27 protein-coding genes are annotated in these 24,242 nt (G+C 32.4%); 25 read left to right on the forward strand and 2 right to left on the reverse strand.

Features of this window, described 5'->3' with window-relative positions; genetic code table 11:
* Window positions 1-2 precede the first annotated feature (2 nt).
* On the forward strand, window positions 3-1,025 hold the full coding sequence (locus SJY43_RS04455) for a glycosyltransferase family 9 protein (RefSeq protein ID WP_396602642.1): 1,023 nt from the start codon (window positions 3-5) through the stop codon (window positions 1,023-1,025).
* Between the two features lie 45 nt (window positions 1,026-1,070).
* Here the strand turns inward: SJY43_RS04455 and SJY43_RS04460 are convergent, their stop codons facing one another.
* Window positions 1,071-2,129: a 2Fe-2S iron-sulfur cluster-binding protein gene (locus tag SJY43_RS04460; protein WP_396602643.1), complete on the reverse strand. Its 1,059-nt coding sequence runs from the start codon at window positions 2,127-2,129 to the stop codon at window positions 1,071-1,073.
* 116 nt (window positions 2,130-2,245) lie between these two features.
* Here SJY43_RS04460 and SJY43_RS04465 point away from each other — a divergent pair, with 116 nt between their 5' ends.
* The 22 genes from SJY43_RS04465 to SJY43_RS04570 all read left to right on the forward strand — a co-directional run bounded on the left by SJY43_RS04465 (window position 2,246) and on the right by SJY43_RS04570 (window position 21,832).
* Window positions 2,246-2,584 carry a PadR family transcriptional regulator gene (locus SJY43_RS04465; protein ID WP_396602644.1) on the forward strand — a complete coding sequence of 113 codons (339 nt, stop codon included), beginning with the start codon at window positions 2,246-2,248 and terminating at the stop codon, window positions 2,582-2,584.
* A gap of 84 nt (window positions 2,585-2,668) precedes the next feature.
* The gene (locus SJY43_RS04470; RefSeq protein WP_396602645.1) at window positions 2,669-4,147 is read left to right on the forward strand and encodes a DUF5687 family protein; all 1,479 of its coding nucleotides are present in this window, start codon (window positions 2,669-2,671) and stop codon (window positions 4,145-4,147) included.
* A gap of 12 nt (window positions 4,148-4,159) precedes the next feature.
* The gene (locus tag SJY43_RS04475; RefSeq protein WP_396602646.1) at window positions 4,160-4,855 is read left to right on the forward strand and encodes an ABC transporter ATP-binding protein; all 696 of its coding nucleotides are present in this window, start codon (window positions 4,160-4,162) and stop codon (window positions 4,853-4,855) included.
* Window positions 4,856-4,974: 119 nt separating this feature from the next.
* On the forward strand, window positions 4,975-7,533 hold the full coding sequence (locus SJY43_RS04480; protein WP_396602647.1) for a hypothetical protein: 2,559 nt from the start codon (window positions 4,975-4,977) through the stop codon (window positions 7,531-7,533).
* Window positions 7,534-7,549: 16 nt separating this feature from the next.
* Entirely contained in the window at window positions 7,550-7,978 is a 429-nt protein-coding gene (locus tag SJY43_RS04485; RefSeq protein WP_396602648.1) for a polymer-forming cytoskeletal protein, read from the forward strand.
* On the forward strand, window positions 7,926-8,168 hold the full coding sequence (locus SJY43_RS04490; RefSeq protein WP_396602649.1) for an AtpZ/AtpI family protein: 243 nt from the start codon (window positions 7,926-7,928) through the stop codon (window positions 8,166-8,168). The genes SJY43_RS04485 and SJY43_RS04490 overlap by 53 nt, the downstream gene beginning before the upstream one ends.
* Before the next feature lie 497 nt (window positions 8,169-8,665).
* Complete coding sequence (atpB, locus tag SJY43_RS04495) at window positions 8,666-9,766, forward strand: F0F1 ATP synthase subunit A (protein WP_396602650.1); 1,101 nt, start codon at window positions 8,666-8,668, stop codon at window positions 9,764-9,766.
* A 37-nt stretch (window positions 9,767-9,803) separates the two neighbouring features.
* A complete protein-coding gene (atpE, locus tag SJY43_RS04500; protein WP_046746066.1) occupies window positions 9,804-9,995 on the forward strand; it encodes an ATP synthase F0 subunit C in 192 nt (63 codons plus the stop codon).
* A gap of 74 nt (window positions 9,996-10,069) precedes the next feature.
* Window positions 10,070-10,570: a F0F1 ATP synthase subunit B gene (locus SJY43_RS04505; RefSeq protein WP_396602651.1), complete on the forward strand. Its 501-nt coding sequence runs from the start codon at window positions 10,070-10,072 to the stop codon at window positions 10,568-10,570.
* A 6-nt stretch (window positions 10,571-10,576) separates the two neighbouring features.
* Window positions 10,577-11,113 (forward strand): ATP synthase F1 subunit delta, encoded by a 537-nt coding sequence (gene atpH, locus SJY43_RS04510; RefSeq protein WP_396602652.1) that lies wholly within the window; start codon window positions 10,577-10,579, stop codon window positions 11,111-11,113.
* A 28-nt stretch (window positions 11,114-11,141) separates the two neighbouring features.
* Window positions 11,142-12,722: a F0F1 ATP synthase subunit alpha gene (gene atpA, locus SJY43_RS04515; RefSeq protein ID WP_396602653.1), complete on the forward strand. Its 1,581-nt coding sequence runs from the start codon at window positions 11,142-11,144 to the stop codon at window positions 12,720-12,722.
* A gap of 80 nt (window positions 12,723-12,802) precedes the next feature.
* Window positions 12,803-13,138 (forward strand): four helix bundle protein, encoded by a 336-nt coding sequence (locus tag SJY43_RS04520; protein WP_396602654.1) that lies wholly within the window; start codon window positions 12,803-12,805, stop codon window positions 13,136-13,138.
* Window positions 13,139-13,167: 29 nt separating this feature from the next.
* Window positions 13,168-14,028: an ATP synthase F1 subunit gamma gene (gene atpG / locus SJY43_RS04525; RefSeq protein ID WP_396602655.1), complete on the forward strand. Its 861-nt coding sequence runs from the start codon at window positions 13,168-13,170 to the stop codon at window positions 14,026-14,028.
* A gap of 112 nt (window positions 14,029-14,140) precedes the next feature.
* Complete coding sequence (locus SJY43_RS04530) at window positions 14,141-15,565, forward strand: lipopolysaccharide biosynthesis protein (protein ID WP_396602656.1); 1,425 nt, start codon at window positions 14,141-14,143, stop codon at window positions 15,563-15,565.
* Between the two features lies 1 nt (window position 15,566).
* Window positions 15,567-16,001, forward strand: a complete 435-nt coding sequence (gene dut / locus SJY43_RS04535) for a dUTP diphosphatase (protein WP_396602657.1) — start codon at window positions 15,567-15,569, stop codon at window positions 15,999-16,001.
* A 76-nt stretch (window positions 16,002-16,077) separates the two neighbouring features.
* A complete protein-coding gene (locus tag SJY43_RS04540; RefSeq protein WP_396602658.1) occupies window positions 16,078-16,353 on the forward strand; it encodes a GIY-YIG nuclease family protein in 276 nt (91 codons plus the stop codon).
* A gap of 71 nt (window positions 16,354-16,424) precedes the next feature.
* On the forward strand, window positions 16,425-17,444 hold the full coding sequence (locus SJY43_RS04545; RefSeq protein WP_396602659.1) for a sugar phosphate nucleotidyltransferase: 1,020 nt from the start codon (window positions 16,425-16,427) through the stop codon (window positions 17,442-17,444).
* 244 nt (window positions 17,445-17,688) lie between these two features.
* Window positions 17,689-19,050 (forward strand): tetratricopeptide repeat protein, encoded by a 1,362-nt coding sequence (locus SJY43_RS04550; RefSeq protein WP_396602660.1) that lies wholly within the window; start codon window positions 17,689-17,691, stop codon window positions 19,048-19,050.
* Complete coding sequence (locus tag SJY43_RS04555; protein WP_396602661.1) at window positions 19,050-19,817, forward strand: DUF4292 domain-containing protein; 768 nt, start codon at window positions 19,050-19,052, stop codon at window positions 19,815-19,817. The genes SJY43_RS04550 and SJY43_RS04555 overlap by 1 nt, the downstream gene beginning before the upstream one ends.
* A complete protein-coding gene (locus tag SJY43_RS04560) occupies window positions 19,818-21,047 on the forward strand; it encodes a murein hydrolase activator EnvC family protein (RefSeq protein WP_396602662.1) in 1,230 nt (409 codons plus the stop codon).
* A 243-nt stretch (window positions 21,048-21,290) separates the two neighbouring features.
* Window positions 21,291-21,533, forward strand: a complete 243-nt coding sequence (locus tag SJY43_RS04565; protein ID WP_396602663.1) for a type II toxin-antitoxin system ParD family antitoxin — start codon at window positions 21,291-21,293, stop codon at window positions 21,531-21,533.
* Window positions 21,530-21,832: a type II toxin-antitoxin system RelE/ParE family toxin gene (locus SJY43_RS04570; RefSeq protein WP_396602664.1), complete on the forward strand. Its 303-nt coding sequence runs from the start codon at window positions 21,530-21,532 to the stop codon at window positions 21,830-21,832. Before SJY43_RS04565 ends, SJY43_RS04570 begins: the two co-directional genes overlap by 4 nt.
* A 280-nt stretch (window positions 21,833-22,112) precedes the next feature.
* Here the strand turns inward: SJY43_RS04570 and SJY43_RS04575 are convergent, their stop codons facing one another.
* Complete coding sequence (locus SJY43_RS04575) at window positions 22,113-22,622, reverse strand: acyl-CoA thioesterase (protein ID WP_396602665.1); 510 nt, start codon at window positions 22,620-22,622, stop codon at window positions 22,113-22,115.
* Between the two features lie 461 nt (window positions 22,623-23,083).
* Between SJY43_RS04575 and SJY43_RS04580 the strand changes: the two genes are divergently transcribed.
* A complete protein-coding gene (locus SJY43_RS04580) occupies window positions 23,084-23,632 on the forward strand; it encodes a porin family protein (protein ID WP_396602666.1) in 549 nt (182 codons plus the stop codon).
* 130 nt (window positions 23,633-23,762) lie between these two features.
* Window positions 23,763-24,242, forward strand: coding sequence for a hypothetical protein (locus tag SJY43_RS04585; RefSeq protein WP_396602667.1), 480 nt, complete (start codon window positions 23,763-23,765; stop codon window positions 24,240-24,242).

A 24,242-nucleotide genomic window follows, 5' to 3' on the forward strand; every position in this document is an offset into this window, starting at 1 on the left:
AGATGCCAAAACAAAAAAACATTTTAGTCATTCGTCTCTCAGCAATGGGAGATGTTGCCATGACAGTTCCTGTTTTAAGAGCACTAACTCAAAAATATCCAGAACTAAAAATAACTGTTTTAACTAGAGCTTTTTTTAAACCTTTTTTGAGAGACTTAGAAAACGTTGAAGTTTTTTCAGCAGATGTAAAAGGCGATCATAAAGGCATTTTTGGGTTGTTTAAATTAGCAAAGGAGCTCAATAAAAAACAGTTTCTTTTTGTGGCAGACTTGCACAATGTGCTTAGAAGTAAAATCTTAAAGAAATTTATTAAATGCAAGCATTTTATTTCTGTAGACAAAGGGAGAAAAGAAAAGGGATTATTAACGTCTGGTAAGGCATTCAGGCAACTAAAAACCACACACCAAAGATATGCTGATGTTTTTGAAGGTTTAGGTTTTAAAATTGATTTAGCTAACCCTACTTTCCCCAAACGTGTTAAGTTAAGCGACAAGCTTCTAAATGTATTAGGCGAACAACATACCACAAAAAAAAGTATTGGAATTGCGCCTTTTGCGGCACACGAAGGTAAAATGTACCCTTTAAGTTCAATGAAAAATGTTATAGAAAGCTTATCAAAAAACTACACTATAATTTTGTTTGGTGGCGGTAAATATGAGTCTGAAATTCTTAATGGTTACCAAAACAGTTTTGATAACACCATAAATCTGGCAGGAAAACTATCTCTTGATGAAGAAATGGATGTAATTTCAAATCTTGATGTCATGTTATCTATGGATTCTGGAAATGCGCATATTGCAGCTATGTTGGGAATAAAAGTGATTACCATTTGGGGCGTGACACATCCATATGCTGGTTTTGCACCATTTAATCAACCAGAACATTATGGTTTAATGGCTGATAGAAATATATTTCCATTAATACCAACTTCAGTTTACGGAAATAAATATCCAGAAACCTACAAAGAAGCATCCGGTAGTATTTCTGCAGAGGCTGTTGTAAATAAAATTGAATCCGTTCTTTAAGTGTAATTCTTTTACTATTTGTAATTATACAAGTATTAAGATGTTTTATACGTCATCAAAATCAACTGTTAAAGTAGGTGTGGTTGGATGAGCCTGACAAGTTAAAATTAAGCCTTCGGCAACTTCGCTTTCGGTTAGTATGTTATTTTGTCTCATAGTAGCTTCACCTTCAGTAATTCTTCCTAAACAACTACTACATATTCCGCCTTGACAAGAATACGGTGCATCTAAATCTTCATCTAAGGCTGCTTCAAGCACAGTTTGTTTTTGAGACATTTCAAAAGTTGTTGTCTCATCATCAACGGTAATTGTTATTTTTGTTTTACCGTCTGCTGTTGGGTTTTCTTCTTCAACTTCATCAGGTTTTGATGCTTTAAAAAGTTCAAAATGAATACGATCTTCATCAATGTTATGCTCTGTTAAAACATCTTTAACGGTATGAATCATAGCTTCTGGTCCACAAAGGTAAAAAGCGTCAACCTCAACATGTTTATGCTTATTCTTCATCACATAATTAACGGTGCTTTTTTCAATTCTACCAAAAATTGAATCATCTTCATCTTGTTGACTAAATACAAATTGTATTGAAAAACGATCTTTATATGCATGCTGTAGTTCTAAAAGTTCATTCAGAAACATGGTGTCTTGAGTCGTTTTGTTACCGTAAACTAATATAACTTTACTGTGCACTTCTTCTTCTAAAGCACATTTAATAATGCTTAAAATAGGTGTGATACCACTACCAGCAGCAAAAAGCGCTATATTTTTAGTTTTAGAATCATTAGGCTCAAATGTAAATCGACCATTTGGAGGAGCAACTTCAATAGTGTCTCCAGTCTTTAGTGTATTATTCGCAAAAGCAGAAAATGTTCCGTCTTTAACTTCTTTAACGGCAATTTTTAAATCACCACTTTTTGGAGATACGCAAAGTGAGTAATCACGGCGTATTTCATGACCATCTATTTCAGTTTTTAAAGTAATGTATTGCCCTGCTTTAAAAGAAAAAGTGTCTTTTAGATTTTCAGGAAGATTAAATGAAATGCTTATTGCTTTTTCAGTTTCTCTTATAATATTTTTTACTGAAAGTTTATGGAATGATGACATATTGAATAGTTTTCAACAAAAATACTAAAGCCTTTAAAAAAAAGCTGCTTTTTTCGATAAAATGTAATACATATAAAATTTATGCATAAGAAATTTATGTATATATTTGTAACTCGATGAAACGCACAAACTTATACAAAGGCAGTTTAGTAACCATTATTTTAAAGCTTTTAAACGAGCATGATAAAATGTATGGTTATGAGATAACTCAGAAGGTTAAAGACATAACCAAAAACGAGCTACAATTAACAGAAGGTGCTTTGTACCCTGCATTACATAAGCTAGAGGCTCAAGGTTTATTAGAAGTTGAGGTTTCTAAGGTTGGTAATAGAATGCGCAAATACTATAAGTTAACGGAAGCTGGCACAAAAGAGACGGTTAAAAAACTTGCCGAGTTAGAAAGTTATATTAAAAATATGCGCGCGTTGGTGAACCCTAGATTTAGGGATGTATAGAATTTAACTAGAAAAAAATATTTTAAAGTGTAACATTTTTTTACATAGTAACACTTACACATAAGAAAACTAAAACCACCAAGAATGATAAAACGATTTTTAAGTTTAGAATGGAAGGCTTTTTTTAGGTCTGCTAGTTTTGGAAAAAGCTTGGGTATTAAAATATTTATGGGCTTTATGGCTTTTTGGTTTGTTCTTATGTTTTTAGGAATGGGTTTTGGCTTATTTAAAGTGCTTAAAGAAGTGTTCCCTAATAAAGATCCGCTATTAATTGTAAATAGCTTTTTGTTTTATTGGATTTTAGGCGATTTAGTTTTACGTTTCTTCTTCCAAAAGTTACCCGTAATGAGTGTAAAACCATTACTAACGCTACCTGTTAAAAGAAGTAAGGTTGTTAATTATGTTTTAGGGAAATCTGCGCTTTCATTTTTTAACTTTTTACCGCTATTTGCAATTATTCCGTTTGGAGTTATACTAATTCTTAACGATTACCCTATAGCCAATGTTTTGGTTTGGATGCTTACATTAATTATAGTGGTGTTTACTATTAACTTTTTAAACTTTATTATAGAAAGTTTTTCTGCGGAAACTGAATTGTCTTTTCTTCCAATTATTCTTATTGCTGGAGGCTTATATGCGCTAAATCATTTTAATATTATTGCTTTTAATGAGTTATTAGGAAATGGCTTCAATGCCATTTATGAGACGCCTTTTTTAATTAGTATACCATTATTAATTGTCGTTTTGTGTTATGCTTTCAATTTTAAATTACTAAGACAAAAACTGTTTTTAGATAGCGGATTGAAAGCAAAAATTAAAGAGGTAAATACTTCAAATTTAGATTGGACTAAAAGTTTTGGAGACATTGCGCCTTTTTTACAGCTCGATTTAAAGTTAATTTGGCGTAACAAACGAACAAAGTCTTCAGTTTGGATGATAGCCTTTGGTTTACTTTATGGACTAGTTTTTTATACTAATCCACAATTTATGAAAATTACACCTTCTTACATTTTTGTTGGTATATTTTCTACAGGTATATTTTTAATGAACTTTGGGCAGTTTATCCCTGCTTGGGATAGTAGTTATTACAAATTATTAATGACTCAAAACCTTAAATACGAACAATATTTAAATTCCAAATTTACTTTAATGGCAATAAGTGTTTTGATACTCTTTGTCTTAGGAATTCCTTATGTGTTCTTTGGCTGGAAGGTTTTGTTAGCTCATTTTGCAGCGGCTATTTATAATATTGGTGTTAATACACATGTGCTTTTGTTAGGAGGGTCTTTCAATAGAAAAAATATAAATTTAGATAAAAAAGCAGCATTTAATTATCAAGGTACTGGTGCAGTACAATGGCTAATAGGTATTCCTTTATTCTTATTACCATTGGGCGTTTTTGTAGCATTTTATTTTTTAATTGGCTTTGAAATCGGGTGTTTAGTTTTAATAATTTTTGGAGTAATAGGTATTGTATTTCATCAAAAATTAATGAAACTCATCACCCAGAAATATCTAGATTCAAAATATAAAATGATTGATGCCTTCAATCAAAATAATTAATATAACAATATCATGATAACAACTTCTAATTTATCAAAAGCATATAGCGGTAACCAAGTTTTAAATATTGAGTCTTTAGATATTCCTAAAGGACAAAGCTTTGGTTTGGTTGGTAATAATGGTGCTGGAAAAACAACATACTTCAGTTTACTGTTAGATTTAATACAGCCAACAACGGGTTCTATAAAATGTAACGATGTACAGGTTAATAAAAGTGAAGATTGGAAACCTTTTACATCTGCCTTTATAGATGAAACTTTTTTAATTGGATATTTAACACCTGAAGAGTATTTCTATTTTATTGGTGAATTAAGAGGACAAAATAAAGCAGATGTTGATGCTTTAGTTTCTGAGTTTGAAGATTTCTTTCATGGTGAAATTCTAGGCCAAAAGAAGTATTTACGAGATTTAAGTAAAGGAAACCAGAAGAAAGCAGGTATTGTTGCAGCGCTTATTGGAAACCCTGAAGTAATTATTTTAGACGAGCCTTTTGCGAATCTAGACCCAACAACTCAAATAAGGCTTAAGAATATTATTAAAGAGCTGGCCGAAAAACAAGGTGTAACCGTTTTAATATCAAGTCATGATTTAATGCATGTTACAGATGTTTGCGAGCGTATTGTGGTTTTAGAAAAAGGAGAGGTTGTGAAAGATTTAGTGACTAGTACAGCCACCTTAAAAGAACTTGAAGAACATTTTGCGAACTAATCCTTTTGTTTAAAAGTCTTTACATTTTTTAGGTAAATACAAAAAGATGCTTATTTTTACCAAGCTATATAATAATAACAGGAGTTTATAGTTATTATTTTAGACTAAAAACACCAGCATTGAAAACACCTACTAAAGCCATACTATTACTTCTTTTCTTAACTTTTCTAGCATTAAGTTGTTCTAGGAAAAAAGATAAATTTATTAATAGAAATTTTCACGCTTTAACTGCCGAGTATAATCCACTTTTTAATGGTTATAACGCTTTAGAACAAGGTAAACAATCACTTAACGATGCTTATTTCGATAATTATTGGGAAATATTACCAATAGAGCGCATGCAGATTTTTGAAGATATAGTGCTACCTGGGCAGTCCAAAAACGAAAATTTTTCTAGAGCAGAAGAGAAGGCCGCAAAAGCCATTCAGAAGCATAGTATGAATATTGATGGTAAGGAGAAGAATCCGCAAATGGATGAAGCTTACTTACTTTTAGGAAAGGCAAGGTATTTCGATCAGCGTTTTGTGCCAGCTTTAGAAGCCCTTAATTATATTTTATATAAGTATCCTGCAAGCGATAAAATTAACCAAGCTAAAGTTTGGCGAGAAAAAGCAAATATTAGACTTGATAATAACGAGTTAGCTATTGAAAATTTAAAACGTCTTTTAAAACAAGAAGATTTAGAAGGTCAAGATTTAGCTGATGCTTCATCAATGCTTGCGCAAGCGTATCTAAACACAAAAATTATTGATACTGCTATTACGCAATTAGAAATAGCATCAAACGCTACAAAAAATAATGATGAGCGTGGGCGTTACCGTTTTATTCAAGGGCAATTATACAATGAGTTGGGTTATAAAGATAGCGCCAATATTGCTTTCGATAAAGTGATTGAGCTTAATAGAAGAACCCCAAGAATTTATATGATTTCTGCCTATTTGGAACAGGTTAAAAACTTCGATTTTGAAAATGGAAATAAATTAGAAATCACAGAATTACTTACCGAACTTGAAGAAAACAGAGAAAACCGCCCATTTTTAGATAAAATTTATCATCAAATAGCAGCATATCATTTAAAAAACGGATCAGATTCATTGGCTGTTGCTTATTACAATAAATCTTTAAGAACAGACAGTCGAGATAAATTTCTTAAAGCTAAGAATTACGAAACTTTAGGCGATATGAATTTTGATGCTTCAGTTTATGCTGATGCTGGGCAGTATTATGATAGTACGATGAGCAATTTAGTATTAAACTCAAAACCGTACAGAATTATAAAACGCAAACGAGATAATTTAGAAGACGTTATTTATTACGAATCTATTGCTAAAGTAAATGATAGTATTTTAAGATTAGTTAATTTACCAGAAGCTGAGAAGTTGGCTTATTTTGAATCGTTTGTTGAAGATTTAAAAACAAAAGCTGAGGCCGAAAAAGAAAAAGTAGAAGCTGCACAACGTAATAGTGGTTTAGCCACAAATAATAACATTGGGGCTCAATCCAATAGAATAGGTGCAACTCAAGAAACATCTAATAACTTTTATTTTTATAACCCAACAACTGTTGCTTTTGGTAAGAACGAGTTTGTTAAGTTTTGGGGAGATAGGCCTTTAGAAGATAATTGGCGATGGTCGAGCAAAGGTATTTCTAGTGGTGCAAATAATAATGTAAACAATAGTATAGCTGATTTAGCTTCAGATGAAGAACGTTTTGATCCGCAGTTTTATATATCTAAAATTCCTTCCACAGAAAAAGAGATTGATAGTATTTCTAAAGATCGTAATTACGCTTATTATCAATTAGGTTTAATTTATAAAGAGAAGTTTAAAGAATACGAATTGGCTAAAGGCAAATTTCAAAATTTACTAAATAGTAATCCTGAAGAAAGACTTGTATTACCTTCAAAATATAACTTATTTAAGATATATGAGTTGTTAGGTGAAAATGGTGAAGCTTCGATTGCGAAGGATGAAATCATAGCTAAATATCCAGATTCAAGATACGCGTCCATACTAAAGAATCCTGAATTGGTTTCCGATAGAGACGAGAATAGTCCGGAAAGTTTATATGAAGCCTTGTATGCTCAGCATGAAAACCAAGATTACGCTAACGTTATTTCAAAAAGTGAGGATTATATAAAAACTTTTGACGGTGACGCTATGGTGCCTAAGTTTGAGTTGTTGAAAGCGACAGCTAGCGGTCGTTTATATGGTTATGAAGCTTACCAAAAAGCGATAAATTATTTAGCAATTACCTATGCAAATACACCAGAAGGTAAACGAGCGCAAAATATTGAGTCTAATATTTTACCTAAACTAGCAAGTAAAGAATTTGTTCAAGAATCAGATAGTATTCCTGATAATTATAAGGTTATATTTCAATTTAAAGACTATCAGCCCGAAGCTGTTTCAAGTTTTAAAGAAACTTTAGATACCGTTTTAGAACATGTAAAATATTATGATTTAAATGCTTCAACAGATGTTTATAATCCAAATACAAAATTTGTTGTGGTTCATGGGTTAAAAACGGCTCAAGTAGCAAAAACATTTAATCAGTTATTAACTGAAGAAGATCAAAATAAAATTAATGCCCCTTATTTTGTAGTGTCATCTACAAATTATCAAATCATTCAAATCCATAAAAATTTGGATGCCTATTTGAATATCGATAATAATTAAACTTAACACACTTATTATGTTCTCTGATAACAAAAAAGAAAAACAAATGGCAGAAGGATCATCAAGTCAAAATATTATTGCTCAAGGCACTAAAGTGGTTGGCGATTTTAGTAGTCAAGGCGATTTAAGAATCGACGGAATTATTGAAGGTAACATTAAGACTTCAGGAAAAGTAGTTGTTGGTAAATCTGGAATAATAAAAGGCACATTAAACGGAACAGATGCTTATTTTGAAGGTAAATTTTCGGGTAAATTAGCTTTGTCTGGTACATTAACATTAAAATCTTCTGCTCACTTAGAGGGTGAAGTAGTTGCTGGTAAATTGGCAGTTGAGCCTGGAGCAACGTTTAATGTTACTTGCGTTATGAAAGGTACTGTAAAAGAAATGAATAATGGCGGACAAGCAATTCAACGACGAAAATCAGAACCAGAAAAAACAGCTTAAACAAATAGCGGCCTTATCTGGAATTGCCATTCAAATGGGACTTACTATATATCTTTTCGTTATTTTAGGTAAATGGTTGGATTCTAGTTATAATGATGGAAAAAAACTATACATTATAATAATGACACTTTTAGGTGTGGCAATCTCTTTATATGCCGTATTACAGCAAATAAAAAAATTAAATTCTTGATTTTTAAAAAACTCATTACTAACTGTATAAGTATAACTTTATTAGCTACTACTGCATTTTTTATTCATCTTTTTGCAAATAGTTTCACTAATCAACCTGTTGAAATTAATGAGCTTATTTTCTCATATGCCATAAATACTTTAATGGCTTGCAGCGTTGTTCTTATTCTTTTTTTATTGCAGAAAAAGCTAAAAGATCAATTAGGATTTATTTTTATGTTTGCAAGCATGCTTAAGTTTGTGTTCTTTTTTATCCTTTTTTACCCATTGTATAATGCCGATGGTTACTTAAGTCGATTGGAATTTTTAACTTTTTTCATTCCATATGTTATTTGCCTTATTGCAGAAAGTGTTATTTTATCGAGGTTTCTAAATGATTTGGACTTATATAAATAATTAAAACACAAGTATGTAAATTATATAAAATTTTCTTTTTTGATTTTCAGATAAAAGCATACCTTTGCATCGATTTTTAAGCCACTATTTAGAATAAGTGATATGAGTAATATAATGTCTTTAAAAACTATCTGTTTACTATTTGCTTTTATAACAAGTCTTTCTTTTGCTCAGCAAGAAATGCATGTAGAAGAAATTGCTCCCGAAGTAGAAGGTAAACAAGATATCAAAACTGAAATAAAAGAATACATTAATCATCACTTACTAGATTCTCACGATTTTAGTTTAACTTCTTACACTACAGAAACAGGAGAACACAAATATATTGGATTTCCTTTACCTGTTATTTTATGGGATAATGGTTTAAAAGTATTTTCTTCTTCTAAATTGCATCATGGTGAAAGCGTTGCTGAGGTTGATGGAAACTACTATAAATCTTACCACGGAAAAATTTACAAGACTGATGCTGCTGGAACAATTAATTACGACGAGCATCACCACGCTACAAATGATAAGCCTATAGATTTCTCTATAACTAAAAACGTATTTACTATTTTTATTATTGGTCTGCTTATGTTCTTCATATTCGGAAGAATGGCTAAAAATTATAAAAAAGGAAATATGCCAAAAGGTTTTGGTCGTGCTTTAGAACCAATTATTCTTTATATTAGAGATGACATTGCCATTCCAAATATTGGAGTAAAAAAATATAAGCGCTACATGCCTTATTTGTTAACCGTTTTCTTTTTTATCTGGATAATAAATCTGTTAGGTTTAACACCCTTAGGTATTAACGTCACTAACAATATAGCTGTAACTTTAGCATTAGCTTTAATTACTTATTTCCTTACTACGTTTACAGCAAATAAAAATTACTGGGGTCATATTTTTTGGATGCCAGGAGTTCCAACACCAATGAAAATTATCTTAGCGCCAATTGAGTTGCTAGGTACTATAATTAAGCCTTTCTCATTAATGATTCGTTTGTATGCAAATATTACAGCGGGACACATTGTATTAATGAGTATAATCGGTTTAATGTTTATATTTAAAAACTGGTTAGGAAGCTCGTTATCATTTGGTCTAGCATTTGCTTTATCATTACTTGAGCTTTTAGTAGCCGCTTTACAAGCATATATCTTTACTATGTTATCTGCTTTATATTTCGGCGCTGCTGTTGAAGAACATCACGACGATCACTAAAATTTTGAATGTTTAATTTTTAATATATATATACATTATGACAATTCCAAACATTGTAGGAGCAGGTTTAATCGTAATCGGTGCTGGATTAGGTATCGGTAAAATTGGTGGATCAGCAATGGACGCTATTGCACGTCAACCAGAAGCTTCTGGAAAAATCCAAACAGCTATGCTTATTGCAGCAGCACTTATTGAAGGTATTGGATTTGCTGCTTTATTTGCAGCTTAAAAAACTAAAAACAGCTTTAACGGTTGGTTAAAGCTGTTTTTTAAATTAAATATTTATTAAAAACATAGATATAAATGGATAAGTTAATTAATGAGTTTTCGATAGGATTATTCTTTTGGCAATTAGTGCTGTTCATCGGATTAGTTTTACTTTTAAGAAAGTTTGCTTGGAAACCGATTCTTGATGCAATTGAGAAAAGAGAAAGTGGTATAGAGGATGCATTGAAATCTGCTGAGAACGCAAAACTTGAAATGCAAAACCTTAATGCAGATAATGAAAGGTTACTGAAAGAGGCTAGAGCAGAACGTGAAACGATGCTTAAGGAAGCTCGCGACATGAAAAATAAAATGATTGAGGAAGCTAAGACTGAAGCTAGCGAAAGCGCATCAAAACTTATTGCTCAAGCACAAGCAAGTATCGAATCTGAAAAGAAAGCAGCTATTGCAGATTTAAAATCTCAAGTAGCTAATTTATCAGTAGAAATTGCTGAAAAAGTAGTACGTACAGAATTATCTAACAAAGACAAGCAATTACAATTGGTTGAAACTATGTTGGATGAAAAATCATTAAACTAAGTTATAATGGCGGGAGCAAGAGCAGCAATACGTTACGCAAAAGCATTGTTAAGTTTAGCTACAGATTCTAATACAGCTGAGGTTGTAAATAAGGATATGAAGTTAATTGCTGATACTTTAGCTGAAAGTAAAGATTTAAGCGAAGCACTTTTAAGTCCTGTTATTTCTTCTTCAATAAAAAAGGCAACGTTGTTAGAGGTTTTTAAAAATACCGATAAATCAACAAGTAGTCTTATCGATACTTTGGTTACTAATAATAGAATTGATGTTTTAGGCGATGTAGCTTCAAAATACAATCAATTATTTGATGAGTCTAAAGGTATTGAGGTTGCTACGGTAACTACCGCAGTAGAGTTATCTGCAGATTTAAAGAAGAAAGTTTTAGCAAAAGCTAAAGAGCTTACAGGTAAAAATGTTGAAGTAGAAAACATTATAGATGAAAGCATTTTAGGTGGTTTCATATTACGTATAGGAGATGTGCAGTATAACGCAAGTGTTGCAAATCAACTAAATAAATTAAAACAAGAATTTACATTAAACTAAGATCTATTAGATCTAAATAAATAATAAGATGGCAGAAGTAAAACCAGCTGAAATATCAGCAATCTTAAAACAACAACTTTCAGGTTTTGAAGCAAGTGCTTCACTAGATGAAGTAGGAACTGTATTAACTGTAGGTGATGGTATTGTACGTGCTTACGGATTAGCTAACGCACAATATGGAGAGTTAGTAGAATTCGAAGGCGGATTAGAAGGTATTGTACTGAATCTTGAAGAAGATAACGTTGGTATCGTATTATTAGGTGGATCAGTAGGAGTAAAAGAAGGTTCTACTGTAAAACGTACGTCTCGTATTGCGTCTATTAATGTAGGTGAAGGTATTGTTGGTCGTGTTGTTGATACATTAGGTAACCCTATTGATGGTAAAGGACCAATATCTGGTAAAACTTACGAAATGCCTCTAGAGCGTAAAGCACCTGGAGTTATTTTTAGAGAGCCGGTAACTGAGCCATTACAAACAGGTATTAAATCTATTGATGCAATGATTCCTGTAGGTCGTGGTCAACGTGAGTTGGTAATTGGTGACCGTCAAACTGGTAAAACAGCAGTTTGTATTGATACCATCTTAAATCAAAAAGAATTTTATGATGCAGGTGAGCCTGTTTATTGTATATATGTTGCTGTAGGTCAAAAGGCTTCAACAGTAGCTTTAATCGCTAAAACATTAGAAGAAAAAGGCGCTTTAGCTTATACTACTATTGTTGCAGCAAACGCATCAGATCCAGCGGCAATGCAAGTTTATGCACCGTTTACTGGAGCGTCTATTGGAGAGTACTTTAGAGATACTGGTCGTCCAGCTTTAATTGTATTTGATGATTTATCAAAACAAGCCGTGGCTTACCGTGAGGTATCTTTATTATTAAGACGTCCACCAGGACGTGAGGCTTATCCAGGTGATGTATTTTATTTACACTCTAGATTATTAGAACGTTCTGCAAAAGTTATCAATAATGATGATATTGCTAAAGATATGAACGACCTTCCTGATTCTTTAAAAGGAATTGTAAAAGGTGGTGGTTCTTTAACAGCTTTACCAATTATTGAAACACAAGCGGGTGACGTTTCTGCATATATTCCAACAAACGTAATTTCGATTACAGATGGACAAATCTTCTTAGATGGAGATTTATTTAACTCTGGTGTACGTCCAGCAATTAACGTAGGTATCTCGGTATCTCGTGTTGGGGGTAATGCACAGATTAAATCAATGAAAAAAGTATCAGGTACTTTAAAATTAGATCAAGCACAATTCCGTGAGTTAGAAGCTTTCGCGAAGTTTGGTTCAGATTTAGATGCCGTTACCTTAAATGTAATTGAAAAAGGTAAGCGTAACGTTGAGATCTTAAAGCAAGCTCAAAATGACCCGTTTACAGTTGAAGATCAGGTAGCTATTATTTATGCGGGTTCTAAGAACTTATTAAAAGATGTGCCTGTTGAGAAAGTAAAAGAATTTGAAAGAGATTTTATTGAATTCTTAAAAGCTAAACATACAGGTGTACTTAGTACATTAAAAGCAGGGAAATTAACTGATGAAGTTACAGATACATTAACAGCTGTAGCAAAAGATTTATCAGCAAAGTATAAAGCTTAAAGAAAGTTCAGAGTTTGGAGTTATGAGTTAAGAGTTTTTCTCACTCACATCTTTAGCTCAATATGGACAACTTAAAATAAATGTCTTTAAATAATAGTCCGATAAGAGTAAAAAGTTTTGAGTTTGCTTGCGAGATTGTTCATTTTACAGACAAATTAAAAGAGAATAAGGATTTTGAGTTAGCTTCTCAATTGTTAAAAAGCGGAACGAGTATTGGAGCCAATACAAGAGAAGCACAAAGAGGAGTTAGTAAGAAGGACTTTAAAAATAAATTTGGAATTGCCTTAAAGGAAGCTGATGAGACCATATACTGGTTAGAAATTTTAGAAGCAACTGGAAGGCAAGTGCCGAAAGAAATGAAGAACAAGTGTGAAGAGTTAATAAGAATTTTGGTAGCAATTATTAAAAACTCATAACTCAGCACTCATAACTCATAACTTGAAAAATGGCAAATTTAAAAGAAATACGTAACAGAATATCATCAGTATCTTCAACGATGCAGATTACAAGTGCCATGAAAATGGTATCTGCTGCAAAGTTAAAGAAGGCACAAGATGCTATTACAGCAATGCGTCCTTATGCTGATAAGTTAACTGAACTTTTACAAAGTTTAAGTGCGACTTTAGATGCAGATTCTGGAAGTGCATATTCTGAACAACGTGAGTTAAAGAAAGTACTTTTAGTACCTATTACTTCTAATAGAGGTTTGGCAGGTGCATTTAATTCAAACATCATTAAAGAGGTTAACAGATTAACGTCTGAGACTTATGCTAACCAAGAAGTTTCTTATATAGCGATTGGTAAAAAAGCAAATGATGCTTTTAAAAAGACGAATAATGTTATTGCTAATAAGAGTGAGATATTCGATGATTTAACCTTTGATAACGTTGCTGAAATCGCTCAACTTTTAATGGATAAGTTTGTTGCTGGTGAGTTTGATAAAATTGAAATTGTATACAACAAATTCAAGAATGCAGCAACTCAAATTGTAATGACAGAACAGTTTTTACCAATTGTTCCTGTTGAAGGTACCGCTAATGCAAATTTAGATTACATTTTTGAGCCATCAAAATTAGAAATCGTAGAAGAGTTAATACCTAAGTCTTTAAAAACACAATTATATAAAGGTATTAGAGACTCTTTTGCATCTGAACATGGCGCTCGTATGACAGCGATGCACAAGGCAACTGATAATGCAACAGAATTGAGGGATCAATTAAAATTAACGTATAACAAAGCACGTCAAGCAGCTATTACTAACGAAATCTTAGAGATTGTTGGTGGAGCTGAAGCTTTGAATAATTAGAAAATCCTGCGCAAGCAGAAATCTCATTATAAAAATCAAAAACCTAACTTTAACGAGTTGGGTTTTTTTGGTTTAAAAACCCTATTTTTAGCCTTATAAACAAGCAATTTTTTTGAGCACACTAAAGAAGTTCTTTAAAGATACCATCATATACGGTTTGGCAACAGTTTTGCCAAGGCTAATGAACTTTGTATTAGTGCCACTCCATACTAATACATTAGAGACATCCAGTTATTCTGATAACACAACATTTTATGTATATGCTGCATTTTTTAATGTGCTGCTTACCTATGGTATGGAAACAGCTTTTTTTAGGTTTTTTAGTAAAAGCCAAGAAAAACAGAAGGTGTTTTCAACAGCAATGATTAGTTTAACGGTTACTGCGCTTTTATTTCTTTCGGTTGTATTTGTTTTTAATCAGCAACTAGCAGAAGTAGTTAATTTAAAACAAAACTATTTCAATCTATTAATAGGGGTTTTGGTTTTAGATACTATTGTTGCCATTCCATTTGCCTATTTAAGAGCAACAGGAAGACCAATTAAATTTGCTTCAATCAAAATAGCTAATATATGTACTGTTGTTATTTTAAATTTTTTCTTCTTATGGGCAATTCCAAAATTTAGTATTAATTTTCCTAATTATGATAGCAATGATTTGGTTAAGTATATTTTCATTGCAAATTTAGTAGCAAGTATTTTAACCTTTCTATTATTAACGCCATACTTTTTTAAGACAAAACTTTATTTTAGTAAAACAATATTCAAACAGTTATTAAATTATGGCTTACCTATAATGATCGCAGGTTTAGCATATGTTATTAATGAAAATTTCGACAAATGGTTATTACCAGAAGTTCTCGGTAAAAGCATTAATGGTGCATATAGCGGATGTTATAAAATAGCCGTTTTCATGACTATATTTATACAAGCGTTTCGGTTAGGAGCAGAACCTTTCTTTTTTAATCATTCGAAAGAGAAAAATGCGAAAGAAACTTACGCCAGAATAATGAAGTATTTTGTTATTTTCGGAAGCGCCATGTTAGTTTTCATTATAGCTTATTTAGATGTTTTTAAATCGCTTATTGTACAGGATGAAAGTTACTGGATTGCCATTGAAATTGTGCCTATTGTGTTATTAGCTAATTTATGCCTAGGGATTTATTTCAATTTAGCCATTTGGTATAAGCTTACAGATAAAACGCGATTCGGTATGTATTTATCGTTAGTAGGAGCAGCAATAACCATAGCTTTTAATGTGATTATGATTGAAAAAATAGGTTTTATTGCAGCTGCATGGGCTACATTATTGGCTTATGGGGTTATGATGATATTATCTTATGTTTTGGGACAAAAATTTTATCCAGTACCTTATAATCTTAAAAGTATTTTAGGGTATTTATTGCTCGCAACGCTTTTATCAGTATTAGCTTTAAATACAAATGCAAACTATTATATAAATACAATGTTAGTTTTAGTATTTTTGGGCTTAGTTGTTCTTATAGAAAAAAAGGAAATACAACAATTATTAAAAAGATAACATGCAAATTAAAGTTATAAACAAATCAAATCACGATTTACCGCATTATGAAACTATAGCGTCGGCAGGGATGGATTTACGTGCTAATATTTCAGAAAACATTTTGCTAAAACCAATGGAACGCGCTATTGTGCCTACAGGCTTATTTTTAGAGCTTCCTATAGGTATTGAGGCACAAGTGCGACCAAGAAGTGGTTTGGCAGCTAAAAAAGGCATTACGGTGCTTAATGCGCCTGGAACTGTAGATGCCGATTATAGAGGTGAAGTAGGTGTGATATTAATTAATCTATCTAACGAGGACTTCACTATAGAAAACGGAGAGCGTATAGCACAATTAGTAATCGCAAAACACGAGCGTGCAGAATGGCAAGCAGTAGAAGTGCTTTCTGAAACTGATAGAGGAGAAGGCGGTTTTGGAAGTACAGGGGTAAAATAAATTCCTGCGGAGGCAGGAATCTCAAAATCGATGAAAATGAAATTCTGGCATGTCTACATAATGACAAACAAGCCAAATGGCGTCTTTGTATATTGGAGTAACAGATAATATTGATGAAAGAGTAAAAGAGCATAAACTAAAAATATATCCAAAGTCTTTTACAGCAAAGTATAATTGTGATAAATTGGTTTATTTTGAAGAATTCGAAAAAGGAGATGAAGCTGTGGCTAGAGAGAAAAGCTTTAAGAAATGGAAGAGAGAATGGAAAATTGATTTAATACAAAACATGAATCCTATTTGGGGTGATTTGAGTATTAACTGGAATTTAAATTTTAATAAATTAAGAGAATAAAATAAAGAGATTCTTGTTTTCACAGGAATAGAGTTTAACTTAAAAAGATACCCGCTTTCGCGGGCAATATTATGAAAATAATAGTACCAATGGCAGGACGAGGTTCTCGTTTACGCCCACACAGTTTAACCGTACCAAAACCATTAATTCCAGTTGCAGGACAACCAATAGTTCACAGGCTGGTAAAAGATATAGCCAAAGTTTTAAAACAGCCTATTGAAGAAATAGCTTTTGTTTTAGGTGATCCAGCATGGTTTGGAGATGATGTGGTTTCTAAATTAGAAGATTTAGCCAAAAGTTTAGGCGCGAAAGCATCAATTTACCGTCAAGACAAACCGCTAGGCACAGGTCATGCGATTATGTGTGCAAAGCCATCTTTAACTGGACCAGCAGTAATTGCATATGCCGATACATTGATAAGAGCAGAGTTTGATTTAGACCCAACAGCAGATAGCGTTATTTGGACAAAACAAGTGGAGAACCCAGAAGCTTATGGTGTGGTTAAATTAAATGATAATGCTGAAATTGTAGAGTTAGTTGAAAAGCCAGAGACTTTTGTTTCAGACCAAGCAGTAATAGGTATCTATTATTTCAAAGATGTTGCTGTTTTAAAAGGAAAGCTACAAGAAATTCTTGATGAAAACATAATGAATGGTGGCGAATACCAAATTAATGATGGTATTAAACGCATGATGGCCGACGGGAAAGTGTTTAAAACAGGAACCGTTGATGAGTGGATGGACTGTGGAAACAAAGCCATTACCATAGAAACTAACCAACGTATGTTAGGGTTTTTAAAAGCTGATGGCGAGGAGCAATTAATAGCAGATTCAGTTCAATTAGAGAATTCAAATATTATAGAACCTTGCTTTATAGGTGAAAATGTGGTGCTTAAAAACACAACAGTTGGACCTTTTGTATCGGTTGGAAATGGTACAGTTATTGAGAACTCAACAATAGAAAATAGTTTAATTCAAACAAATTCTGAAATTAAAAACGCCAAGTTAAACAATGCCATGATAGGTAATAACGTTAAATATAACGGCGAATTTACGAGCATAAGTATTGGTGATTATTCAGTTTTAGAATAAATTCCTGCGAAGGCAGGAATCTCATAATTTGAGTTAGAAATAAAATTTAAACCTGTCGATACGTTTAAAGTTCGGATGCTCGCGTTAGGGATAGTAGTGAAAAGCCCACAGCCTGACGAAGGAAGTGCGAGGACTTGTAACGAATAGCCCGACTTTTTGCGATCCTGCAAGGCGCAGTACCAAACTTGGTTTGGTATCTAAACCTTGTAGGTATGAGAAAAAAGTAACGCCCAAATTATAATTAATGAAACAAAACATCTACATCTTATTTTTTCTCTTCGGAATGCTTTTGCTTCCGCAGGGGAACTATGCCCAAGTAGATTTTAATAAAACACCCGATGACGATTTGGGTGAAAACGAAGATAAATTCCAAGAGCTATTTTACGAAGCTTTAAAACAAAAAGGCATTGAGAATTACGATAGAGCTGCCGAGGCTTTACAAAAGGCCATAGCTATAGATAATACGGTGCCTGTTTTGTATTTTGAATTGGGTAAAAGTTATAATAAGCTTAAAAACTTTGGCTCTGCCGAAGATGCATTAAAAAAAGCGGTTGATAAAGACCCTGATAACGAATGGTTTTTAGACGAGCTTTACGGATTTTATGTCTCGCAAAACGAGCATGACAAGGCCTTGAAAACAGTTAAGCAACTGGTTAGGTTTCATCCAGATTATAAAGAGGATTTGGCGTCGCTTTATGTGAAAACTAAAAAGTATGACGATGCTTTAGAGATTTTAGATGCTTTGGATGCCGATTTTGGAGTTTCGGTTAGTAGAGATATTTTGCGAAACCGAATTTATGAAGCTACAGGACGTAAAAAAGATCAAATAAAAAACTTAGAAACTCGGGTAGAAAATAATCCAGAAAAAGAGTCTAATTATTTGGCGCTTATTTTCCGTTATAGCGAAAATAACGATAAAGAAAAGGCTTTTGAAACTGCTAAAGAATTGCTAAGAATTAATCCGAATTCCCAATTGGTGCATTTAGCTTTATATAAATTTTATCTAGATGATAATAATGCCGAAATGGCTATAGAATCAATGAAAACTGTGGTTAAAAGTACAGCCATAAAACCTGAGGCTAAAGTAAAAGTGCTTAAAGATTTTGTGAATTTTGTAAAAGAAAATCCGGAATATGAAAGCGATTTAATTGAGGCCACAACTTTGGTTAGCGATACTGATAATAGTAAGTCTGTTGAAGAGCTTGGCCAATATTATTTAGCTAAAAACGACAAGGTAAAAGCATTAGAAAACTTTGAGGAAGCTCTAAAACTAGAGCCTAATAATTTTAAGGTTTTACAAAATGTGATGTTGTTGTACTTAGATTTAAAAAAGTATGGTTTGGCTAAAGAAAAAAGTAATGAAGCGCTTGAAATATATCCATCTCAGCCGGTTATTTATTTAATTAATGGCGTGGCTTCAAATGCTTTAAACAAACCAAAAGAGGCGCTTGATGCTCTAGAAACAGGTTTAGATTATATTATTGACGACCCTAAAATGGAAGCCGATTTTTACAATCAATTAAGTAAAGCTTATACATTACTAAACAATACAGACAAAGCTAAAACGTTTAGTGATAAAGCAAAACAATTACAATCCCAAAATTAATGCACACTACCCCAAAAATAATTTTAGGCTTATTCGCAATACTCCTGTTTAATTGTAAATCTACAAAAGTAGTTAGTAGTGGTAATGCCAATTTTAATTTGTCTACAAAGCAATTAATTAAAGAAAATGCTAAACAAGTAGCTAATTTTAAAACGCTACAATCTAAACTTAAAATTACCTATACTCAAAAAGGAAAATCGCAATCTTATTCGGTTAATTATAGAACCAAGAAAGATGAAGCGATTTGGATAAACGCTACGTTTTCGATTGTAAGAGCGTTAATAACACCAGAAAAAGTGAGTTTTTATAATAAGTTAGATAAAACGTATTTTGATGGTGATTATCAATATTTGAGTGATTTATTGGGTACTGAATTAGATTTTGATAAGGTTCAGAATTTGTTGTTGGGTGAAACGTTGTATGATTTGAACGCAAGTGATTATAAAGCTTCGGCCGATGATGAAACTTATATCGTGCAACCAAAAAATCAGCGCGATTTGTTTGAAATATTCTTTTTACTAAACCCGTCAAATTACAAAGTAAAGTCGCAACAAATATCACAACCAAAGGAGTTTAGACATTTGCAAATTGATTATTTAAAGTATCAAGATGTTGAAACCCAAATCATCCCAGAGCTTATAAAAGTAATTGCGGTTGAAGCAAGTGATGAAATGACTGTAGAGTTAGAAATGAAGAATGTGTCTTTAAATGAGGAGTTACGTTTTCCTTTTAAAATACCTTCTGGGTTTAAAGAAATTGAGCTTTAAATGAAAGTTAGCAGACTTACATATCAATGCATATTTTTATTAGGGTTTTTGTTATGCAGTAGTTTTGGGTTTTCGCAAAGCGATAAGCAAAAACAACTAGAATCTCGACGCCAAGAACTGCGCAGAGAAATTCAAAAAATTAACGAGCTTAGAACCGAAAACAAGTCGAAAGCCAAATCTGAATTATCTTTAATTGAAGATTTTAATTATAAGATAAACGTATTATCCAACTTAATTAAAGTTACCAACCAGCAAGCTAATTTGCTTACTCGAGAAATAAGTACAAACCAAAATAAAATATCGAGTTTAAGAGACGAATTAAAGCAGTTAAAAACAGATTATGCTGCCATGATAGTCAAGTCTTATAAAAGTAAAAATCAGCAAAGCAGAATCATGTTCCTGCTGTCTTCAAACGATTTTAAACAAGCCTATAAGCGCCTGCAGTACATAAAGCAATATTCTGATCACCAGAAACAACAAGGTGAAGTAATAAAAACTAAAACTGTAGAGCTTCAAGACACTAATGCGAGTTTGTTAAAGCAACAAGAAGATAAAAAGAAATTGATTGCAGAAAACAGAGTGGTTCAAAAATCTTTAGAAACGGAACGCAAGCAACATGAAACGCTTATGGTTTCTATAAAAAAGAATTTGTCTCGCTATGCGTCTCAAATAAAGCAAAAACAGCGCGAAGCCGATAAAATTGATAGAGAAATAGACCGTATAATTAAAGCGGCTATTGCAAAATCGAATAAAAAAGCGGGTAAGACAACAAGCTCAAAAAGTTTTGCCTTAACGGCTGAAGAAAAAGTATTAGCCTCAAACTTTATATCTAACAAAGGGAAGTTACCTTGGCCTGTAGAGAAAGGTTTTGTGCGTTTAGGTTATGGCACACAGCCACACCCCATTGACAGATCGTTAAAAATAAAAAGTAATGGTGTTCGAATTGCTACCGAAAAAGGCGCAAAAGCAAGAGCCGTTTTTGATGGTGAAGTAAGCGAAATTTTAAAGATGAAAAACGTTAATCCTATTGTAATGATTCGTCATGGGAATTATTTAACGCTTTATAGAAACCTATCTAAAGTGTATGTAAAAAAAGGTGATAAAGTAAAAACAAAACAAGTTATTGGTGAGGTTTTTACTAATCCTTCAAACGGTGAAACCATTTTAAGTTTTACATTATCTAAAGGCACAGCTACAGAAAATCCAGCAAGTTGGATTTATAAAATGTAATATCCCTGTTAAGGCAGGAATTTCATGAATAAAAACCTATAGAGTAATAGCGATTACTATCAGGGTCTTTGGGATTTTCTTACACAAATATTATTTATCTTTACTCTATAACAGAAACGAAAGAACTAAGCATAGCCTGACTTTCTTGCGGGATATGAGTAATAAAAGTTACTATATTAGGAGTTGTGTGCAATTTGGCTACGTTACCAATATTTGGTATATTTGAGTAAATTTATTGTCATAATGGGAAAAAACACGTCAATATCACTCGGAAATCATTTTGAGGATTTTATAAGAGAAGAAGTAAACTCAGGAAGATATGGTTCGGTTAGCGAAGTAATTCGTTCTGCATTGCGTTTGTTAGAACGTGAAGAAAAAAAAGAAAGAGAATTGATTAAAGCTCTTGAAGTTGGAGAAAACAGCGGATTTGTTGAAGATTTTGACCCAAAACAGCATCTAAAAGAATTACATCGCAAACACTTATGAGTAAAAACAAATATCGCATAAGCCAACAAGCGATTGAGGATTTAAATAAAATTTGGATTTATACTCTTAACAAATGGTCTAAAGAACAAGCTGACAGATATTACGATTTAATAATAGCAGAAATTGAATTTATTGCGGACCATTATCTGACTGGAAAATCCGCAGAGCAAACTCGAAAAAACTATCGATTTTCGAAAATCAAATCCCATCTGATTTTTTATAGAAAAGTAGATAATGAGATTGTGGAAATCGTTAGAGTATTGCATCAGAGAATGGACATTAAAAAGCGACTGAAATAAAACTGCACACAACATGCGTATATAACAAATAGAAAGCAGTAAATTCTCGTTCTAATAGCCAAATCAAAATTTTATAGATTAACCAATTAACTTCCACCTGAAACTAATTTCAGCAAATTTTCCCGCGTTAGGGATTGCAGAGAAACATTTATGTTCATGAATTCTTTAATAAAAAATAGAAACACATGAATAAAAGCCCACAGCCTGACGAAGGAAGTGCGAGGACTTGTAACGTAAAGCCCGACCCTTGGGGTAACGCCCAAATCGTCAAGTAATTTAATTAATCAAACAAGGCTTTTAACTCGGTCGCTTCACTAGGTTTTATTCTTCCGGCAAGTAAAAGACTCAGTTGTTTTCGGCGTAAAGCGGCTTCAAAACGTTCTATTTCAAGTTCGGTTTCGGGAGTTACTTCTGGCACTTTTACAGGGCGTCCAGTTTCATCTACTGCTACAAAAGTGTAAATGGCTTCGTTGGCTTTAGTTTTGGCTCCAGATTCGCGATCCTCCATCCAAACATCAATATAAATTTCCATGGAAGTATTAAATGCCCGAGACACCTTCGCTTCAACAGTTACTACGCTTCCTAATGGTACGGCGAGATTAAATGCAACATGATTTACAGATGCAGTTACCACAATTCGCCTAGAGTGACGTCTTGCTGCAATACTTGCCGCACGATCCATTCGTGCCAATAATTCACCACCAAATAGGTTGTTTAATGGATTGGTTTCACTTGGTAAAACTAAATCTGTTAAGGTTGATTTTGATTGTTCTGGAGTCTTTGCTTGCATCGGTATATTTTGATGTGGCAAAGGTAAAACCATTTTAGGGTTTTATGAATAAAGTTTGCAGAAAAGAGGAAGATAAATAGATGCTATATGGTATCAACTCTTTTGGTTTTTACGGGGAACCCACAGCAAGATTATTGGAAATACGCAAAAATCTAGAAAAAAGACAATATGGAGTTGTAGGAATTATTCTTTTTTTTGATATTTGAGAGATTAAACACGTGCAATGAATAGTTATATTCTTAAAAAATTAAGGCTTTAATAAAAGTACCACAGCCACGTTGGGGAGCAAATGATAAAGTAAAATCTAAAATTAAGCCATATAGTCGAAAATGGAGCTATGAATGGCCAATATAAACAAAATGGTACTATTAAAGAACTCCTTTTAACATGGTAATAATTATATAAATTAAAACAGTCGTAGATTTTCTGCGACTGTTTTTTAAAACAAATAAATCTAAATTATGAAAATAAATGCATTCTTCCTTTTGTTACTGTTAAATTCAAGTATCTTTTTTGCCCAAAATTATAACAAAACTGTTTTTGGGGTAAAAGGAGGGTTAAATTTGAGCTATGTGTTAGGAAGTGAATTAGATGGAGAACTTACAGGTTATTCAGGTTGGGAGCAGTATGTTAGTCTTTTTTCAGATACAGAATTAAATAAAAAATGGAATTTAGAAAATGAACTACTGTTTTCTTATACAGATGACTATCATTTTTTAGAAATACCTTTGCATTTAAAATACAAATTCGTAAAAAAGTGGGCTGTTTTTTTAGGGCCAAAGTTAGACTTTATATTAGACAATGATAATGATGCTTTTGAAAGTCAAAATTATAGGTTTAAGAATTTTGGAGTTTCTGTGGAATTAGGAGCACAATACAACATTAATAAAACTTTTTTTATTGAAATAAGATTTTCTAATGGTTTAACAGAGCAAATTGAGGATCTTGTGTTAGAAGTTTTAAAGGGTAAACGAAATACGCTAAGAATTGGTCTAGGTGTTAGATTTTGATGCTTTTACAGAAGGGTATTATGAATTTAAAAATTTAGAAAAATCACCTGATGTTCGTGGTGATTTTAAATAATCTGGAGATTCCTTAGGTTTGTCCTTAACTGTTGTCACTAAAAAAGAATCAACGTAAATGAGAAGGTTTTTAATTATTCTATTTGTGTTTAAAATGGCTGATTTGCAGGCTCAAACTGAAAGCAATTCAAATATTAAAGTTGCAAATAACTTGTTTAGTAAAGGATATCTTTTTAATACACCTATTTTAAGCAATCTTAGCTTTCAAAATGGTGTTTTTATAGCAGATTATGGTGCTTTTAGTCAACTAGAAATACCTATACTATTCAACCACAAATTAAATGACAAATGGAATGTATTCTTTGGTTCTCAAATAAGTACCATAACAAATTATCAAACTAATTTATTAGGGAAACGAGAAAATGGTTTTCAAAATTTTGATGTTTCATTGTATTTGGGTTCAGAATACCAACTTTCAGAAAAAGTATTGGGTAAAGTGTCTTTAAAATATACTATTCTACGTAAACAAAATAATTCATTTGAGTCTGTTGAAATAGATGATAATCCGTTAAAATTCAATGTTGGTGTTAAATTTTGA

This window comes from Algibacter sp. R77976 (genome assembly GCF_044594645.1).
Classification (GTDB): Bacteria; Bacteroidota; Bacteroidia; order Flavobacteriales; family Flavobacteriaceae; genus Algibacter_B.

Bases quoted from the DNA above. Each gene is read 5' to 3' on its own strand.
- SJY43_RS04455 (WP_396602642.1), top strand. From the start codon at position 3: ATGCCAAAACAAAAAAACATTTTAGTCATTCGTCTCTCAGCAATGGGA.
- SJY43_RS04460 (WP_396602643.1), bottom strand. From the start codon at position 2,129: ATGTCATCATTCCATAAACTTTCAGTAAAAAATATTATAAGAGAAACT.
- SJY43_RS04465 (WP_396602644.1), top strand. From the start codon at position 2,246: ATGAAACGCACAAACTTATACAAAGGCAGTTTAGTAACCATTATTTTA.
- SJY43_RS04470 (WP_396602645.1), top strand. From the start codon at position 2,669: ATGATAAAACGATTTTTAAGTTTAGAATGGAAGGCTTTTTTTAGGTCT.
- SJY43_RS04475 (WP_396602646.1), top strand. From the start codon at position 4,160: ATGATAACAACTTCTAATTTATCAAAAGCATATAGCGGTAACCAAGTT.
- SJY43_RS04485 (WP_396602648.1), top strand. From the start codon at position 7,550: ATGTTCTCTGATAACAAAAAAGAAAAACAAATGGCAGAAGGATCATCA.
- SJY43_RS04490 (WP_396602649.1), top strand. From the start codon at position 7,926: ATGGCGGACAAGCAATTCAACGACGAAAATCAGAACCAGAAAAAACAG.
- atpB (WP_396602650.1), top strand. From the start codon at position 8,666: ATGAGTAATATAATGTCTTTAAAAACTATCTGTTTACTATTTGCTTTT.
- atpE (WP_046746066.1), top strand. From the start codon at position 9,804: ATGACAATTCCAAACATTGTAGGAGCAGGTTTAATCGTAATCGGTGCT.
- SJY43_RS04505 (WP_396602651.1), top strand. From the start codon at position 10,070: ATGGATAAGTTAATTAATGAGTTTTCGATAGGATTATTCTTTTGGCAA.
- atpH (WP_396602652.1), top strand. From the start codon at position 10,577: ATGGCGGGAGCAAGAGCAGCAATACGTTACGCAAAAGCATTGTTAAGT.
- atpA (WP_396602653.1), top strand. From the start codon at position 11,142: ATGGCAGAAGTAAAACCAGCTGAAATATCAGCAATCTTAAAACAACAA.
- SJY43_RS04520 (WP_396602654.1), top strand. From the start codon at position 12,803: ATGTCTTTAAATAATAGTCCGATAAGAGTAAAAAGTTTTGAGTTTGCT.
- atpG (WP_396602655.1), top strand. From the start codon at position 13,168: ATGGCAAATTTAAAAGAAATACGTAACAGAATATCATCAGTATCTTCA.
- dut (WP_396602657.1), top strand. From the start codon at position 15,567: ATGCAAATTAAAGTTATAAACAAATCAAATCACGATTTACCGCATTAT.
- SJY43_RS04540 (WP_396602658.1), top strand. From the start codon at position 16,078: ATGGCGTCTTTGTATATTGGAGTAACAGATAATATTGATGAAAGAGTA.
- SJY43_RS04545 (WP_396602659.1), top strand. From the start codon at position 16,425: ATGAAAATAATAGTACCAATGGCAGGACGAGGTTCTCGTTTACGCCCA.
- SJY43_RS04550 (WP_396602660.1), top strand. From the start codon at position 17,689: ATGAAACAAAACATCTACATCTTATTTTTTCTCTTCGGAATGCTTTTG.
- SJY43_RS04555 (WP_396602661.1), top strand. From the start codon at position 19,050: ATGCACACTACCCCAAAAATAATTTTAGGCTTATTCGCAATACTCCTG.
- SJY43_RS04560 (WP_396602662.1), top strand. From the start codon at position 19,818: ATGAAAGTTAGCAGACTTACATATCAATGCATATTTTTATTAGGGTTT.
- SJY43_RS04565 (WP_396602663.1), top strand. From the start codon at position 21,291: ATGGGAAAAAACACGTCAATATCACTCGGAAATCATTTTGAGGATTTT.
- SJY43_RS04570 (WP_396602664.1), top strand. From the start codon at position 21,530: ATGAGTAAAAACAAATATCGCATAAGCCAACAAGCGATTGAGGATTTA.
- SJY43_RS04575 (WP_396602665.1), bottom strand. From the start codon at position 22,622: ATGCAAGCAAAGACTCCAGAACAATCAAAATCAACCTTAACAGATTTA.
- SJY43_RS04580 (WP_396602666.1), top strand. From the start codon at position 23,084: ATGAAAATAAATGCATTCTTCCTTTTGTTACTGTTAAATTCAAGTATC.
- SJY43_RS04585 (WP_396602667.1), top strand. From the start codon at position 23,763: ATGAGAAGGTTTTTAATTATTCTATTTGTGTTTAAAATGGCTGATTTG.